This window comes from Rhodococcus sp. IEGM 27 (assembly GCF_033142305.1).
Classification (GTDB): domain Bacteria; phylum Actinomycetota; class Actinomycetes; order Mycobacteriales; family Mycobacteriaceae; genus Rhodococcus_F; species Rhodococcus_F oxybenzonivorans.
Window position 1 is genome coordinate 721,182 of record NZ_JAWLSG010000002.1, and the last position, 16,508, is coordinate 737,689.

Sequence of the window (16,508 nt, forward strand, 5' to 3'; positions counted from 1 at the left end):
GACCCCGCAGTTTCATCGTGCGGACCCCGCAGTTTCATCGTGCGGACCCCGCAGTTTCATCGTGCGGACCCCGCAGTTTCATCGTGCGGACCCCGCAGTGGCAGTCGATACTGGGTGCATGACCGAAACCCCCCGTGAAGCCACCGAACCACTCCGCGAAGACATTCGGCTGCTCGGCGGCATTCTCGGTCAGATCGTCCGCGAACAGGCCGGCGACAACATCTTCGATCTCGTGGAGAAGGCCCGGGTCGAATCGTTCCGTGTTCGGCGTTCGGAAATCGACCGCGCCGAACTGGCCGACATGTTCACGCACGTCGCCACCGGGGACACCATCCCCGTCATCCGCGCCTTCAGCCATTTCGCTCTTCTCGCAAACCTCGCCGAGGACATTCACCGGGAACGCCGCCGGGCTGTGCACGTGGCAGCAGGCGAACCGGCTCCCGACAGCACTCTCGCGGCCACGTTCGCGAAGCTCGATGCCGCCGACCTCGACCGAGAAGTGGTCGCGACAGCCCTACGTGGGGCGCTCGTCTCACCGGTGATCACTGCCCACCCCACCGAAACGCGTCGACGGACGGTGTTCGACACCCAGACGCGGATCACTGAGTTGATGCGGTTCCGGGAGCGGACCGCGCTCACCGAGTCGGAAATCGCCGACGTCGACGTGCGGCTTCGGCGCCAAATCCTCACCCTGTGGCAGACCGCACTGATCCGGCTGTCCCGCTTGCGTATTCAGGACGAGATCGAAGTCGGACTGCGCTATTACGACGCCGCGCTCTTCGAGGTCGTGCCCGCGATCAATGCCGAACTCCGCAACACCCTCCAAGCCCGGTGGCCCGACACCGATCTCGGGCGGGAACCCATTCTCCGGCCGGGGTCGTGGATCGGTGGCGACCGGGACGGCAATCCCAACGTCACCGCGGACGTCGTCCGGGAGGCGACGAGCCGCGCCGCCGCAACCGCCGTCGAGCATCATCTGTGCGAACTCGCGACGCTCGAACGGGAACTGTCGATGTCTGCCCGCCTGGTAACGGTCACTCCCGACCTCGATCTTCTGGCAGCCGCCTCGCAGGACGACTCACCGTTCCGTGCCGACGAGCCGTACCGGCGTGCGGTCCGCGGGATCCGTGGCCGACTGACCGCCACCGCGCTCCGTATCCTCGGGGAGATGCCCGCGTACGCCCTCGACCTCGGGCTCGCGCCCTACGACTCACCGCGGGAAATGCTCCACGAACTCGATGTGGTCGACGAGTCCCTGCGCCGCGGCGGCGACGGCACGATCGCCGACGACGGCCTCGCCCGCCTCCGCGAATCGGTGGACGTGTTCGGGTTCCATCTCTCGGGCCTCGACATGCGCCAGAACTCGGAGGTGGACGAAACGGTCGTCGCCGAACTGCTCGCCTGGGCCGGCGTGCATCCCGACTACACGTCGCTGTCCGAGGACGAACGGGTGGAGTTGCTCACCGCGGAGCTGTCGACGAGGCGCCCACTGACGGCAGCGAAGGCGGAGTTCAGCGAGCTGACCACCAAGGAGCTCGCCATCCTCGAGGCCGGGGCCGAGGCGGTGCGGACGCTCGGGTCCGGAGCGGTGCCCAATTACATCATCAGTATGTGTACCTCGGTCAGCGACATGCTCGAGGCGGCGATCCTGCTGAAGGAAGTGGGGCTGTTCGATCCCGGGCCGGGGGAGAACCCGTCGTGTCCGGTGGGGATCGTGCCGCTCTTCGAGACGATCGAGGACCTCCAGCACGGCGCGTCCACGCTCGAGGCGACACTCGCGATTCCGCTTTACCGCGCCCTCGTGGCGTCCCGGGGCGACTCGCAGGAAGTGATGCTCGGATACTCCGATTCCAACAAGGACGGCGGGTATCTCGCTGCGAACTGGGCGCTGTACCGGGCCGAGCTCGACCTGGTGGAGGCGGCCCGGAAAACGGGAATACGATTGCGCCTCTTCCACGGTCGCGGTGGCACCGTCGGGCGTGGCGGCGGACCCAGCTACGAGGCGATCCTCGCGCAACCGCCGGGAGCCGTCGCAGGCTCCCTGCGGATCACCGAGCAGGGCGAGGTGATCGCCGCCAAGTACGCGGAACCCCGGCTCGCGCAGCGGAACCTCGAAACACTTCTCGCCGCAACCCTCGAGGCCACCCTGCTCGACGTGGAGGGACTCGGCGCCGCCGCCGAACCCGCCTACCGCGTCCTCGACGAACTCGCCGCACTCGCGCGCCGTGCGTACAGCGAACTTGTCCATGACACACCAGGATTCGTTCAGTACTTCGAGATGTCGACGCCCGTCGCGGAGATCGGGGCCCTCAACATCGGCAGTCGGCCCGCGTCCCGGAAGCAGACGACATCGATCGCCGACCTGCGCGCGATCCCTTGGGTGCTGTCCTGGAGCCAGTCGCGGGTGATGCTGCCAGGGTGGTACGGCACCGGCTCCGCGTTCGAGCAGTGGACCGCCGGCGACCCCGAGAAGGTTGCCACCCTGTCACGGCTCTATGACACGTGGCCTTTCTTCCGCACGGTCCTGTCGAACCTGGCGATGGTGATGTCCAAATCCGACATGGGTCTGGCGGCACGCTATTCGGAGTTGGTTCCCGACGAGGGGCTGCGGCAACGGGTGTTCGGGAAGATCACCGAGGAGCACGAACGCACCATCCGGATGTACAAGACGATCACAGGAAACGACACGTTGTTCGCCGACAACCCGGGGCTCGAACGGTCGGTGCACAATCGCTTTCCGTACCTCGAACCACTGAACCACCTTCAGGTGGAGTTGCTGCGCCGATACCGTGCCGGCGACGACAGCGACCAGACCCGCCGCGGTATCCAGCTCACGATGAACGGGCTGGCCACCGCGCTCCGGAACAGCGGTTAGCTGTCCTGCACCAACGCCGCCACGCGACTTTCGGTCCGGGGGAACCGATTGTCGGCCCACCGCGTCAAACGGGGAAAGGGGTCGAAACGGGACAGACCGTGACCCTCTCGAGGCGGAATGGGGTTACAGGATGGGGCGCTGCGCGGGGAAACCTCAGCACTGGCGAGGGGGCTTCGGACAGAGGGGGACGGGTCGGTCGAGCGCGCACCGCGGCGGCCGGATCAGTACCGCATGCCACGTGACGCGGATCGAGGCGGAGAAGGGCCCTCGTCCCTCGGCGACGTTGCCGGCCGAGGACGACGAGGATCCCCACCTGTGAATGGATCAGCTCGGCAGTCGGGATGCGGCCGAAGAATCGAGCAGCCAACGTGTGGCGGTCAGTCCCCGCGCGCCGGAGGCTGGTATCTCCACCGGGGGTGCGCCCGCGACGGCGGCGGCCACCGCCTCGGCCTTGGCTTCCCCGGAGACGACCAGCCACACTTCGTCGGCGTGTCGCACAGCGGGAAGGGTGAGGGTGATGCGCACGGGCGGCGGCTTGGGGGAGTCCGTCACCGCAACGACGAATCGGTGTTCTTCGCGTACCGCGTCGGTGTCGGGGAAGAGGGAGTTGACGTGACCCTCGCCGCCCATTCCGAGGAGGTGGACATCGAACACCGGAACCTGCTTGCCGTCGGCGTGCGCGCCCAGTACTTGCGCGTAGGCGACCGCAGCGGCCTCTGGGTCGTCGGTGTAGATACCGTCGGACACGGGCATCGTGTGGACCCGGTCGGGGTCGACATCGACGTGGTCGAGGAGCGCGGCCTGCGCCTGCACGTCGTTGCGTTCCGGATCGCCGGTGGGCAGAAATCGTTCGTCGCCCCAATAGATGTCGAGTTCACGCCAGTCGATGTCACCGGGATTCTTCCGCACCTCCTCGAGCATCCCGATCCCGGTTCCGCCACCGGTGAGAACCACCGACGCCGACCCACGAGATTTCTGGGCGGCGACGACCGTGTCGACGAAACGTCGGGCGGCCGCAGCCACCAGCGTGTCCGTGTCGGGATGGACCTCTACGTGAATGTCACTCATACGTCACCTTCGTCAGGCCGGACAATGCGGCTTCGTAGACCTCGTCGGCGTCGAGTCGGCGCAGTTCCTCCGCCAGGCAGTCGCGCGTTTCCCGTCGGCCGAGGGCCACCAGCGCATCCGGTTTCCCGGTCCGCGACAGTGTGGCGGTCGTTCCCGTTTGAGGACGACTGATGGTCAGCGATCCGCCGTCGGCAAAGGTCAATTCCACGAACAGCGGGCCGGTCCTGCGGCTCACCGGTATGTCGACCCGGCTCGCCAACCACCCGGCGATCAGATCGACAGCGGGTTCGTCCACCAGACCCGACACCACGGCGGAGGTGATCGCCGAGTGCGGCGGCTGATCGACCGCGGACGTGAGCAGCGCGCGCCAGTACGTGATGCGACTCCATGCGAGATCTGAGTCACCGGACGTGTACGACGTGAGCCGGCCCTTGATCTCCGCCGTCGGATCGTCGCGGCCCGTGGCGTCGGTGATGCGCCGGATCGCAAGCCTGCCTACGGGGTCCTGTGCAGGAACGGCCGGAGCGATCTCGGGCCACCAGACGACCACAGGTGTGTCCGGCAGGAGGAAGGGGACCACCACGCTGCTTTCGTGGTCGGCCAATTCGCCGAAGAGCCGGAGCACGACGACCTCGGATGCGCCGGCGTCGCCACCGACACGGATCTGAGCGTCCAACCGCGCCGCCGCTTCCCGCTCACCGCGGGCCACGACGATCACACGGCAGGGATGTTCCCGGCTCGCCTCGTTGGCGGCATCGATGATGTACTCGGAGTTGTCGCTGTCGCGCGTGCACACCACGAGGGTGAGCACGCGGCCGAGCGTGACAGCACCGCCGGTCTTACGTAGCTCGACCAGCTTCTTGTTGACCTGGCCGGTGGTAGTCGAGGGAATGTCGATGATCATCTACGGCCTTCTCCATTCGCGGCCGGTGCGGCGCATCATCTCGTCCGCCGAGTGTGGGCCCCACGTTCCGGCCTCGTAGGGTTCCGGTTTGCCCTCCGCGGCCCAGTGCGCGAGTACCGGATCGAGGATCTCCCACGACAGCTCGACTTCCGCATTGACGGGGAAGAGCGACGGCTCACCGAGCAACATGTCGAGAATGAGACGTTCGTACGCTTCCGGAGACGACTCGGTGAAGGCCTGCCCGTAGCTGAAGTCCATGTTGACGTCCCGGACTTCCATGCTCGACCCTGGAACCTTGGACCCGAATCTCATAGTCACACCCTCGTCCGGCTGCACCCGGATGACGAGAGCATTCTGGCCGAGTTCCTCCGTCATCGTCTGGTCGAACGGAAGGTGCGGTGCACGCTTGAACACGACGGCGATCTCGGTGACCCGCCTGCCCAGTCGCTTTCCGGTTCGCAGATAGAAGGGCACTCCCGCCCACCGCCGGGTATCGACCTCGAGCGTGATCGCGGCGAAAGTCTCGGTAGTGGAGTCGGCAGCGAAACCCTCCTCCTCCAGCAGACCGACCACCGGAAGCCCGCCCTGCCAGCCGCCGGCGTACTGGCCGCGGGCGGTGGTTTCGTCGAGCGGCTCCGCGAGCCGGGTTGCTGAGAGAACTTTGATCTTCTCCGCCTGCAGTTCGGACGGTTCGAAACTGATCGGCTCCTCCATCGCGGTGAAGGCGAGGAGTTGAAGGAGATGGTTCTGGATGACGTCGCGCGCCGCCCCGATTCCGTCGTAGTAGCCGGCCCGTCCACCGAGACCGATGTCCTCGGCCATCGTGATCTGGACGTGGTCCACGTAGTGGGCGTTCCAGATCGGATCGAACAATTGGTTGGCGAATCGCAGTGCCAGGATGTTCTGAACGGTTTCCTTGCCCAGGTAGTGATCGATCCGGAAGACGGTGTCCTCGGGGAAGACCTGGTTCACGACCGTGTTGAGCTCGCGAGCGCTGTCGAGATCGTGGCCGAACGGCTTCTCGATCACTACTCGTTTCCACTGGCCCTCGTCGGACTGGGCGAGCCCGGCTTCCGACAACTGTTTGAGAACCACCGGGAACGCGGCCGGCGGAATCGCGAGGTAGAACCCGTGATTGCCGCCGGACCCACGTTCGCGGTCGAGCGTGTCGAGGGTGGACGCAAGCTCCGAGAACGATGCCGGGTCGTCGAAGGAGCCTTGCACGAACCGCAGGCCCTCCGACAGCCGATCCCACACATCTTCCCGGAACGGGGTGCGCGAATGCTCGCGCACCGCGTCGTGCACGACCTTGCCGAAATCCTGGTCGTCCCAGTCCCTCCGGGCGAACCCGACGAGGGCGAAGCCGGGGGGAAGGAGACCACGATTGGCCAAGTCGTAGACGGCCGGCATCAGCTTGCGCCGCGCGAGGTCGCCGGTGACACCGAAGATCACCAGCGCACACGGCCCGGCGATGCGCGGTAGGCGCTTGTCCCTACCGTCGCGGAGCGGATTGACCCAATCGTCTGACGCTGCGGGCACCCTCACGAATCAGCTCTTCTGCCCTGCTGTACGGAGCTGCTCCGCCGTGGCCTCGAGCAGCTCGTTCCACGACACCTCGAACTTGTCGACACCCTCGTTCTCGAGGACGAGGAAGACGTCGGTCAAGTCGACGCCGACGGCGGCGATCTTGTCGAAGACCTCCTGCGACTGCGCTCCGGTGCCGGACACCGTGTCACCGGTGATGTCACCGTGGTCGGCGACGGCGTCGAGCGTCTTCTCGGGCATGGTGTTCACCGTGTTCGGTGCCACCAGCTCGGTGACGTAGAGAGTGTCGGCGTAGTCGGGGTTCTTGACACCCGTCGACGCCCAGAGCGGACGCTGGGGCCGCGCGCCGTCGCCGAGAAGCCCCTGGAACCGCGGCTGGACCTCGAACACCTGCTGGTAGGCCGCGTACGCCAGTCGTGCGTTGGCGAGCGCCGCCTTGCCGCGGAGTGCGAGTGCCTCCGGCGTACCGATCGCCTCGAGTCGCTTGTCGATCTCGGTGTCGACGCGGGAGACGAAGAACGACGCGACCGAGTGGATGCGGGAGAGGTCGTGTCCTGCTGCCTTGGCCGCCTCGAGCCCGTCGAGGTAGGCGCCCATGACGAGTTCGTACCGCTCGACCGAGAAGATCAGGGTGACGTTGACGCTGATGCCTTCGCCGATGACCTTCGCGATGGCGGGGATGCCGGCCTCGGTGGCCGGGATCTTGATGAACACGTTGGGCCGGTCGACGATCTTCCACAGCTCCACCGCTTGCGCGACGGTCTTGTCGGCGTCGTCCGCCAGCCGCGGATCCACCTCGATGGAGACCCGGCCGTCGACTCCGTGGCTCGCTTCGTACTGCGGGGCGAGGATGTCGCAGGCGGCGCGCACGTCGTCGGTGGTGACCGTGCGGATGGTGGCTTCGACGTCGGCGCCGCGCTCGGCCAGCTCGTTGACCTGCGCGTCGTAGACGTGGCCCTTGCTCAGCGCGGCCTGGAAGATGGACGGGTTGGTGGTGACGCCGACGACACTCTTGGTGGCGACGAGTTCGGCCAGGTTGCCCGACTCGATGCGGTCACGCGAGAGGTCGTCCAGCCACACGGAGACCCCGGCCTCGGAGAGCTTCTGAAGATTCGGATTCTGAGTCATGACGTTTTCTATCCCTTCACTCGGGAGAGCGAGCGCTGTGCGGCCGCGGTGACGGCTTCGTCGGTGAAACCGAACTCGCGGAACAAGGTCTTGTAGTCGGCAGAGGCGCCGAAGTGCTCGATCGAGACGATTTCGCCGTCCGAGCCGACGAAGCGGTACCACGGCATCGCGATGCCGGCCTCGACGGCGACGCGGGCCTTGACGGTCGGAGGCAGCACACCGTCCCGATAGGCCTCGTCCTGGGCGTCGAACCACTCGACGCACGGCATCGACACCACCCGCGTGGGAATGCCCTCGGCCTCGAGGGTCTCGCGGGCAGCCACGGCGATCTGGAGTTCGGAACCGGTGCCGATCAGGATGACCTCGGGAACACCGGAGGAGGCATCGGCGAGGACGTACCCACCACGGGACACTCCCTCGTAGCTGGTTCCTTCGAGGACGGGCAGATCCTGGCGAGTCAAGGCCAGGCCGGAGGGCGCGCGGGTCGCCTCGTCGGCGCCCTTCTCGAGGACGGCCCGCCACGCGTGGGCGGTTTCGTTGGCATCACCGGGGCGCACGACATTCAGGCCCGGGATGGCGCGCAGCGCGGCGAGGTGCTCGATCGGCTGGTGGGTCGGGCCGTCTTCGCCCAGACCGATGGAATCGTGAGTCCAGACGTAGGTGACCGGGGTCTTCATGATTGCCGCAAGCCGCACGGCGGGACGCATGTAGTCGCTGAACACCAGGAAGGTGCCGCCGTAGGGGCGGGTAGGCCCGTGCAGGGCGATGCCGTTGAGGATCGACCCCATCGCGTGCTCGCGGACACCGAAGTGCAGGGTCCGGCCGTAGGGGTCGGCGTTCCACATCGACGTGGAGATGGAGGCGGGGCCGAACGAGTCGGACCCCTTGATGGTGGTGTTGTTGCTTTCGGCGAGGTCGGCGGAACCGCCCCAGAGTTCCGGGAGCACCGGGCCGACAGCGTTCAGGACCGCTGCGGACGCCTTGCGGGTGGCGACACCCTTGGGGTCCGGCTCCCAGGTCGGAAGTACGTCGGCCCAGCCGGCGGGCAGGTCGCGACCGGTGAGGCGGTCGAGGAGCTTCTTGCCCTCGGGGGCGCGCACAGCCCACTCGTCGAAGCCGGCCTGCCACTCCTTGTGCGCCTGGGCGCCGCGCTCGACGACCTTGCGGGTGTGCGCGATGACCTCGTCGGTGACCTCGAACGTCTTGTCGGGGTCGAAGCCGAGTGCCGTCTTCACTGCGGCAACCTCGTCGGCGCCGAGCGCCGCACCGTGGGCGGCACCCGTGTTCATCTTGGTGGGCGCCGGGTAGCCGATGATGGTGCGCAACAGGATCAGTGACGGGCGGTCCAGGACGTCGCGAGCCTTCTGAAGCGCTTCCTCGATCGCGACGACGTTCTCGCCGCCCTCGACGACCTGGACATGCCAGCCGTACGCCTCGTAACGAGCGGCGGTGTCCTCGGACAAGGCGATCGCGGTGTCGTCCTCGATGGAGATCTTGTTGTCGTCGTAGATCAGGGTGAGGTTGCCCAGCTGCTGGACGCCGGCGATCGACGACGCCTCGGAGGTCACACCTTCTTCGATGTCACCGTCGGAGGCGATGACGTAGATGTGGTGATCGAACGGGCTCTCACCGGGTGCGGGCTCCGGGTCGAACAGGCCACGTTCGCGGCGAGCCGCCATCGCCATGCCGACGGCAGAGGCCAGACCCTGACCGAGTGGACCGGTGGTGATCTCCACGCCGCGGGTGTGACCGTGCTCGGGGTGTCCCGGGGTCTTCGAGCCCCACGTGCGCAGCTGCTTCAGGTCGTCGAGTTCGAGGCCGTAACCGGCGAGGTAGAGCTGGATGTAGAGCGTCAGGCTCGAATGCCCACAGGAGAGGACGAAACGATCGCGGCCGATCCAGTCGGCGTCGGTGGGGTCGTGGCGCATGACGCGCTGGAAGAGCGTGTAAGCGAGGGGTGCGAGGCTCATGGCAGTGCCGGGGTGGCCGTTACCCACCTTCTGCACCGCGTCCGCGGCGAGTACGCGGATGGTGTCGACGGCCTTGGTGTCCAGTTCGGTCCAGTCTGCTGGGTGAACCGGTTGCGTGAGGACGTGGATGTCGTCTGTGATCGACACGGGCAGAAGTCTCCTGACATGGGTGAACGTGGAGCCTGAGGATGCGTGAGCCTCTTGTGCCACCCCAGCCTAGTGTGCAGTCCTATCCGGGTCGATTCGGTTCGTGCAATAGGGCGGTCTACCATCGGTTGTAGTAGACCCGGCTGCCTTTGGGCGGCGTGCGGGCAGACACCCGGCTATCAGATGTGGAATTACGCGTGGTGCGAGGAGAGAACGTGCGGACAGGGCATCAGCCGAGCGGACACGGCTTCGGTAGCCCCAGCGCCGCCCCCCGCGTGACCAACACTCGCACGGTGATCGGCCGCGCCACGGGCAAGGTTCTGGCCTATATCGCGCTCACCAAACCGCGGGTCATCGAGCTCCTCCTCGTGGCCACCATTCCTGCGATCCTCCTCGCGGATCGCGGCAACGTCGACATCCTGCTCATCCTGAGCACACTGTTCGGCGGCTGGATGGGCGCGGCGAGCGCGAACGCGCTCAACTGCGTCGTCGACGCCGACATCGACAAGGTCATGAAACGCACGGCCCGCCGCCCGCTGGCGCGCGAAGCTGTGCCCACGTCGCACGCCTTCGTGTTCGGCATGACCCTCGGTCTCGCGTCGTTCCTGTGGTTGTGGTGGCGGGCCAATCTCCTCTCCGGGTGCCTGGTCGTTCTCACCATCGCGTTCTACGTGCTGATCTACACCATGGTGCTCAAGCGTCGGACCTGGCAGAACGTCGTGTGGGGCGGCGCGGCCGGCTGCATGCCCGTAATGGTCGGATGGTCGGCCGTCACCGGCTCGCTCGACTGGGAACCACTCGTCCTGTTCCTCGTCATCTTCTTCTGGACGCCGCCGCACACCTGGGCGCTTGCAATGCGCTACAAGGAGGATTACAAGGCGGCGGGCGTGCCCATGCTCCCGGTCATCGCGACCGAGGAGCACGTCACCAAACAAATCCTGCTGTACAGCTGGGCAATGGTCGTCACGTCCCTTGCGCTGGTACCCGCAGCGGGGGTCGTGTACGCCGCCGTCACACTCGTCGCCGGCGCCTGGTTCCTCCTGATGGCGCACCAGCTGTATCGCAGCGTGCGAGGCGGAGCGGCCGTGAAGCCGCTCCGGCTCTTCCTGCAGTCCAACAACTACCTGGCCGTCGTCTTCGTCGGTCTGGCTGTCGACTCCGTTCTCGGGCTGCCGACCGTCAGCAGCTTGTTCACCTGATCTGTCCCGGTCAGGGCCGAAGCACGATCGACCCCGTCGTCGCCCGTCCCTCCAGATCGCGGTGTGCATCTGCCGCTCGCTCGAGCGGGTATTCGGCGCCGACCCGCACTGTCAGCGCGCCGTCCGCCACACCCGCGAAGACGTCGCCCGCTCGCCACACCAATTCCTCGCGGTCGCGGATGTGATGCGCCAGCGTCGGGCGGGTCAGGAACAGCGAGCCTGCCGGATTGAGCCGTTGCGGGTCGAACGGCGGCACCGGACCGCTCGCGGCACCGAACAGTGCGAGCGTGCCCCGGATGCGGACCGAAGCCAGGCTCGCCTCGAATGTCGAGGCGCCGACGCCGTCGTAGGCGGCCGCGACGCCCTCACCGCCGGTCAGCTCCCGCACCCGGGCGGCGATGTCCTCGTCGTATCGCAGTACTTCCTGCGCGCCCGCGCTCCGGGAAATCTCTTCCTTCGTATCCGATGACACCGTCGTGATGACGCGCGCCCCGAGACGGGTCGCGATCTGGGTCAGCAGCAGGCCCACACCACCCGCTCCGGCATGTACCAGCACGGTGTCCCCTTCGCGGATGGGGTAGGTGGAGTACGCCAGGTAGTGCGCCGTCATGCCCTGCAACAACGCGGACGCAGCCTGCGATGCCGGCACGACGTCGGGGACGGCGATCGCTGCTGCGGCCGGCACCCGCACTTTTTCGGCGTAACTACCGGGAGCGGCGCACCAGGCCACTCTGTCCCCGGGCTCGAAGTCCGTCACCTCGGTGCCTACCGACTCCACCACACCGGAGCCTTCGTCACCGGGAACGTAGGGGAGCGTGCGCGGGTAGAGGCCGGACCTGAAGTAGGTGTCGATGTAGTTGATGCCGATCGCCTCGGTGCGAACGAGGAGATCCGAGGACCCGATCCGAGGTTCGGGGACGTCGGCCGGTTCGAGGACGTCGGGACCACCGAGACGTGAAACCTGTATTGCGCGCATGGTTTCTGTTCTACACGTGCGACCAGCCCGGAGCCTGACCGGCAGGTGGCGGCTACCGCCCAGTATTCTCAGGGCATGAGTACCGATACCCACGCCGAAGAGGCGTCAGCCGGCGCGGCGCCTTCACTGCCGTCCCACACGGTCGATGCAATCAAGAAGTTCGTCAGCGAGCACGGTGGTTCCGCCAGCGCCGTGATCCAGCCGGTCGGTCTCGCCAGTGTCCGGATCACGCTCGTCGGAGCCGACGGCATCCTCGGCGATCAGTTGGTGAACGATCTGGCAACCGCAAACGCAGTGGTCGCCGCTGTCGACAACGTGACGATCGGCGAATGGGACCGGTCCCTCACCAGCATCGTGACTCCCCGGAAGGGGCACTTCCAGAAGATGGCCGGCTGGGTCGCGCGGCAGACACGATTCCCCAAGGCGCGTAACGAGCGTTAAACCCTTGCCGTCGCGGGCTGCGGAACGTGCTCCCTGGTGCGTCCCGCAGCCCACACCGCGGCCGTGGCTGCGGTGCACAGCCCAGCCCCGGCCACATGGAAGGCGACGAGGGCGGCGGGAACGTCTGTGAAGAACTGCACGACTCCGATCAGCGCCTGCGCCACCACGAGGGCGAGCAGGACCTGCAGTCGGACCTTCACCGTGCGGTCGGCCCCCACGGCATAGAGGCCGAAACACAGGCCGACCAGCAATGCGAGGTAGCCGACCAGCAACTGCGAGTGCAGGTGCACGAGGGTGACGATTTCCACTTGGAGGCGGGGAACGACGCGATCCAGACTCTTGTCACCAGCGTGCGGGCCGGCTCCGGTGACGAGGGTTCCGGCGACCAGTACTCCGGCCAGCGCGACACCGGACAGTGCAGTGAGCCACCTCAGCGGCGCGGGAATCGCGGCGATGACGTGGCCGTCGTCGGGTTCGGAGATTTTTGCATACATGACGGTGGCAACCCAGACCATCGCCATGGAGACGAGGAGATGCACTGCGACCGTCCACCAGAGCAGGCCGGTCAAGACGGTCACGCCGCCGATGACGGCTTGCACCACCGTGCCGAGCGGCATGAGCCAGGCGTAGACAAGCACTTCCTTGCGGCGGCGTGCGCGAGTCACTGCCAGGACGATCAGTGCGGCGGCGACCACGACGACGAAAGTGAGCATCCGGTTGCCGAATTCGACGGCCTGATGGAGCACCGCGACCTCACCGTGCCCGACCGGGACGAAACTTCCCGGAAAACACTGCGGCCAGGTGGGGCAACCGAGGCCTGAGGCCGTGACCCGCACTACGGCGCCGGTGACGGCGATTCCGCCCTGCGTGAGGATCACCGCGAAGGCGATGACACGCTGCACGGCGAGCGACGGAAGTGGGAGTCGGTCGACCAGGCTCAGAAACCCGCGAGATAGCACGATGTCGATGGTAGAGGGCGATCAACTACACGCTGTCGTTGGGCTGGGGGTCGAGAACTCGGTTCGTCGTCGCACCGCTTTCGCGCCGGCACCTCCGGCGACGGCGAGCTACTCCGCGCGGATGCGCAGTATGCCGGTCACGGTGCCCTGCCAGAAGTCACCGGTGTCGGTGACGAGACCGGACATCTGGAGGGTGTCGTTGACGGCTGTGCCCGGCAGTGGACTGGTGTGTTCGAGCGACCCGTCGGCGGGATCGATCACGGCGAAGGAGAAGCCGTCCAGCGGTGTGGTGACCGCAGGGCCTTCACGGATCACTGTGTAGAGGTGGCCGTCGCCGGTCGAGAGGCGGGGGACCGCAGCGCTGCGGACGTCGTTGCTCCATACCTCGTGACAACCGATGGGATCGATGTCGATCCGGGCCATACCCCCGGTGAAGGGCGCACTCGCGGGTTCGGCCGGACCGGCACCGTCGGGAACCACCGGATACGGGTAACCGTAGGTTCCGGCCACGTACACCGAGTTGCCGACACCGACAGGAGAGTTCTCGCTTCCGCCGGGATCGGCCAGCACGGGCAGGGTGCACACCTCGTCGCCGGACTCGGTGTGGAACACGCGCAGCTGCGCGCGGGGCTGGGCGTTGTCCACGATCGCGACGAAATCGCTGCCGGTGGACGGCCCGAAATAGGTGGGAGTGGAACCGGTACCCCAGCTGAGCTGTCCCGGATTGCGGGAGCCGCCTCGGTCGTAGTCGCGCCGCCAGTCGAGGTGAAGGTCACCGTCACGGAGGGACCATTGGTAGAGCGCGTGTGTGCTGGCCACGGCGGTTCCGGCGGGTGAGCTGGAAATGCTGTTCTGTACCTCCTCTCCGGCGGGAAGGGCGCGAGCATGGGCGATGCCTGCGCGGTCTACCGCACCGACCACTCCGCCTCCGGTGGCGAACCACACGTTGCCGTTCCAGTCGGGCGTCAGGCCGGTCACGTTGTCGCCCGGGGGGACGCTGCCGGACAGGTCGACCCGGGAATCAACGGTGAGCCGCCAGGCGCCGCCGGCGTCCCTCGAGTGGCCGAGTCGTAGGAGTTGCCGGTTACCGTCGACCACGACCAGGCGATTGTCGTTGTCGAGATACGCGTAGACGCCGCCGAGGAGACTGCCTTTCGCGAGTTCGAATCGAGCGAGCGAGCGACCGAACGGTGCAGCCGGGGCTGCCGGGTCGATGAGGTGAACCGTGGGAACCTGCCCGGCCACTGCGGTGCAGAGTGCGACGACGAGCCGGTCGGATCCCTGGAGCAAGGTCGGGCAGGCCGATACCAGCGGATACGCGGAGAGCGAATGCCGACCGGTGCCGGGGCCTGGAAGCGGGGTGACGTCCGTGGAACCGGCGTCACCGTGCATGGTCGAGGTGCCTGCTGGGCCCAGATACGGATTCGGTGGTGCCGGCGGCCCCCAGTGAGGTGCGGCACCGGCGGGCGGAGCGACACAGGCCAGCAGCGCACCCAGCACCACGAGAACTGTCGCAGCGGAACGGGCCCGACCTGAGATTCGGCGCGCGAACATCCTCATGTGAACCGAAACGTCCTCGCCGCGAGAACCCCGGCGGCGACGCCCCATACCAGGAGAACAACGACGCTGACTACGTCGATCGCTCCTCTGAGCGCGGCGTCCAACGCCAGGGCAAGAGCGCCGGACGGGATCAGCCTGGCGCCTGTGTGAAGGAACGCGGAGAGCTCACCGGTGACGAAGACGACGCTTCCCACGCCGATCATGATGAACCACAGAATGTTCGCCAATGCCAGAACGATCTCGGCCCGCAGCGTTCCGCCCAGGAGTAGTCCCATGGCGGCGAAGGTCACCGTGCCCAGCGCGATGACCACCGCCCCGAGTGCCAGTCCCCACACGCTCGGCCGCCATCCGAGGGCGGCGCCGATCGCACCCAGCAGAACCGACTGCAGTGCCACGACGAGGACGACCGCGGCGCTTTTTCCCGCAATGATTCCCCAGGTAGGAAGGGGAGTGGCGCCCAACCGCTTGAGGGCGCCGTAGCGGCGGTCGAAGCCGACTGCGATTGCCTGGCCTGTGAAGGCGGTGGACATGACGGCCACCATCATCACAGCCGGGACCACCTTGTCGACCCGGGTCGCTCCGAGATCACCGATAGGCAATAGACACAGACCGACCAGCAAGGTGATCGGGATGAACATCGTCAGCAGAAGCTGTTCGCCGTTGCGCAGCAGGAGCTTCAGTTCGAGAACGGTTTGTGCTCGAAGCATGACTGCGGCCGAGCTGGGACGCGGATCGGGGGAAAAAGTGCCCGGCGCGAATCGGTTGTCCGTCAGACGGTCGCTGGCGTTCATGGTCATCCCCTCAGTTCCCGGCCGGTGAGTTCGAGGAACACGTCTTCGAGACTGCGCTGGTCGACCCGGATGTCATGGATCAATGCGCCGAGATCAGCGCACCAGGAGGCGACCGCGGCCACCACGGCCGGATCGATCGGGCCCTCCACAAGGTAGGTCCCCGGTGTGGACTCGAAGACACGGAACGTGTCCGGAAGAGTGAGCCGGGCGAGGTCGAGGCCGGCCGGCGCGGTAAGTCGGAGCTGCCCCTCGGCGCCGCGGCTCGTCACCTCGCTTGGCGTGCCGGCCGCCACGACCGACCCGTGGTCGATGATGACGAGTTGATCCGCGAGTTCTTCGGCTTCATCCATGACGTGCGTCGTCAACAGCACACCGACTCCATCGCGGCGCAGGGCGTCGATGAGTTCCCACACCATCAGCCTCGCCTGGGCGTCGAGCCCGGCGGTCGGTTCGTCGAGGAATACCAGTTCGGGGCGACCGACCAGGGCGCACGCCAACGACAACCGTTGCTGCTGCCCACCCGACAACCGGCGGTACGGGGTACGACGGGAATCCTCGAGACCCAGGCTGCGCAACAGCCAGTCGGGGTCGAGCGGATCCGCGGAGTAAGCGGCGACGAGGTCGAGCATCTCCCCGGCCCGCGACCCCGGGTAGGCGCCGCCACCTTGCAGCATCACGCCGATCCGTGCGCGGACCTTCCCCGCGTCGGCGATCGGGTCGAGGCCGAGTACCTGGACGCGTCCACTGTCGGGCCGGACGAAGCCCTCACACATCTCGACCGTGGTGGTCTTGCCTGCCCCGTTCGGACCCAGCAGTGCAACGACCTGCGCCTGTTCGACGAGCAGATCGAGGTTGTTCACTGCCCGCACGCCGTCGAAGGTCTTCACCACGCCTTCGAGGCGTACAGCGGGTTGCGCCGATCCGGGCGTTCGCGAGGTCACGGGG

Annotated in this window: 13 protein-coding genes; 3 read left to right on the top strand and 10 right to left on the bottom strand. The window is 66.9% G+C overall.

The window, feature by feature from the left end; genetic code table 11:
- Window positions 1-118: 118 nt before the first annotated feature.
- Entirely contained in the window at window positions 119-2,875 is a 2,757-nt protein-coding gene (gene ppc, locus R4P95_RS09785) for a phosphoenolpyruvate carboxylase (RefSeq protein ID WP_317744992.1), read from the top strand.
- Window positions 2,876-3,199: 324 nt separating this feature from the next.
- On the opposite strand, the gene pgl is transcribed toward ppc, so the two are convergent.
- The 5 genes from pgl to tkt are packed head-to-tail and all read right to left on the bottom strand — an operon-like array spanning window position 3,200 to window position 9,637.
- Window positions 3,200-3,943: a 6-phosphogluconolactonase gene (gene pgl, locus R4P95_RS09790; RefSeq protein ID WP_213571980.1), complete on the bottom strand. Its 744-nt coding sequence runs from the start codon at window positions 3,941-3,943 to the stop codon at window positions 3,200-3,202.
- Complete coding sequence (gene opcA, locus R4P95_RS09795) at window positions 3,936-4,847, bottom strand: glucose-6-phosphate dehydrogenase assembly protein OpcA (protein WP_213571981.1); 912 nt, start codon at window positions 4,845-4,847, stop codon at window positions 3,936-3,938. Before opcA ends, pgl begins: the two co-directional genes overlap by 8 nt.
- The gene (gene zwf / locus R4P95_RS09800; protein WP_213571982.1) at window positions 4,848-6,392 is read right to left on the bottom strand and encodes a glucose-6-phosphate dehydrogenase; all 1,545 of its coding nucleotides are present in this window, start codon (window positions 6,390-6,392) and stop codon (window positions 4,848-4,850) included. It abuts the gene before it with no gap.
- 3 nt (window positions 6,393-6,395) lie between these two features.
- A complete protein-coding gene (tal, locus tag R4P95_RS09805) occupies window positions 6,396-7,520 on the bottom strand; it encodes a transaldolase (protein ID WP_317744991.1) in 1,125 nt (374 codons plus the stop codon).
- A gap of 8 nt (window positions 7,521-7,528) precedes the next feature.
- Entirely contained in the window at window positions 7,529-9,637 is a 2,109-nt protein-coding gene (gene tkt, locus R4P95_RS09810; protein ID WP_213571984.1) for a transketolase, read from the bottom strand.
- Window positions 9,638-9,852: 215 nt separating this feature from the next.
- On the opposite strand from tkt, the gene R4P95_RS09815 reads away from it, so the two are divergent.
- Window positions 9,853-10,836, top strand: coding sequence for a heme o synthase (locus R4P95_RS09815; protein WP_213571985.1), 984 nt, complete (start codon window positions 9,853-9,855; stop codon window positions 10,834-10,836).
- A gap of 10 nt (window positions 10,837-10,846) precedes the next feature.
- Here the strand turns inward: R4P95_RS09815 and R4P95_RS09820 are convergent, their stop codons facing one another.
- The gene (locus R4P95_RS09820; RefSeq protein ID WP_317744990.1) at window positions 10,847-11,812 is read right to left on the bottom strand and encodes a quinone oxidoreductase; all 966 of its coding nucleotides are present in this window, start codon (window positions 11,810-11,812) and stop codon (window positions 10,847-10,849) included.
- Between the two features lie 75 nt (window positions 11,813-11,887).
- Between R4P95_RS09820 and R4P95_RS09825 the strand changes: the two genes are divergently transcribed.
- The gene (locus tag R4P95_RS09825; protein ID WP_109330218.1) at window positions 11,888-12,253 is read left to right on the top strand and encodes a hypothetical protein; all 366 of its coding nucleotides are present in this window, start codon (window positions 11,888-11,890) and stop codon (window positions 12,251-12,253) included.
- Here R4P95_RS09825 and R4P95_RS09830 read toward each other — a convergent pair.
- From R4P95_RS09830 to R4P95_RS09845, 4 genes are all read right to left on the bottom strand, one after another.
- Complete coding sequence (locus tag R4P95_RS09830) at window positions 12,250-13,212, bottom strand: COX15/CtaA family protein (protein ID WP_213571987.1); 963 nt, start codon at window positions 13,210-13,212, stop codon at window positions 12,250-12,252. The two genes, R4P95_RS09825 and R4P95_RS09830, sit on opposite strands and share 4 nt — an antisense overlap.
- Before the next feature lie 108 nt (window positions 13,213-13,320).
- Entirely contained in the window at window positions 13,321-14,766 is a 1,446-nt protein-coding gene (locus R4P95_RS09835) for a hypothetical protein (RefSeq protein ID WP_213577965.1), read from the bottom strand.
- A gap of 2 nt (window positions 14,767-14,768) precedes the next feature.
- Window positions 14,769-15,569: an ABC transporter permease gene (locus tag R4P95_RS09840; protein ID WP_213571988.1), complete on the bottom strand. Its 801-nt coding sequence runs from the start codon at window positions 15,567-15,569 to the stop codon at window positions 14,769-14,771.
- Complete coding sequence (locus tag R4P95_RS09845) at window positions 15,566-16,504, bottom strand: ABC transporter ATP-binding protein (protein ID WP_109330210.1); 939 nt, start codon at window positions 16,502-16,504, stop codon at window positions 15,566-15,568. Before R4P95_RS09845 ends, R4P95_RS09840 begins: the two co-directional genes overlap by 4 nt.
- Window positions 16,505-16,508 lie beyond the last annotated feature (4 nt).

What these genes read in the sequence shown, in the direction of transcription:
- R4P95_RS09840 (WP_213571988.1), bottom strand. Translation starts at nt 15,569, where the DNA reads ATGACCATGAACGCCAGCGACCGTCTGACGGACAACCGATTCGCGCCG.
- ppc (WP_317744992.1), top strand. Translation starts at nt 119, where the DNA reads ATGACCGAAACCCCCCGTGAAGCCACCGAACCACTCCGCGAAGACATT.
- opcA (WP_213571981.1), bottom strand. Translation starts at nt 4,847, where the DNA reads ATGATCATCGACATTCCCTCGACTACCACCGGCCAGGTCAACAAGAAG.
- tal (WP_317744991.1), bottom strand. Translation starts at nt 7,520, where the DNA reads ATGACTCAGAATCCGAATCTTCAGAAGCTCTCCGAGGCCGGGGTCTCC.
- R4P95_RS09820 (WP_317744990.1), bottom strand. Translation starts at nt 11,812, where the DNA reads ATGCGCGCAATACAGGTTTCACGTCTCGGTGGTCCCGACGTCCTCGAA.
- R4P95_RS09835 (WP_213577965.1), bottom strand. Translation starts at nt 14,766, where the DNA reads ATGTTCGCGCGCCGAATCTCAGGTCGGGCCCGTTCCGCTGCGACAGTT.
- pgl (WP_213571980.1), bottom strand. Translation starts at nt 3,943, where the DNA reads ATGAGTGACATTCACGTAGAGGTCCATCCCGACACGGACACGCTGGTG.
- R4P95_RS09825 (WP_109330218.1), top strand. Translation starts at nt 11,888, where the DNA reads ATGAGTACCGATACCCACGCCGAAGAGGCGTCAGCCGGCGCGGCGCCT.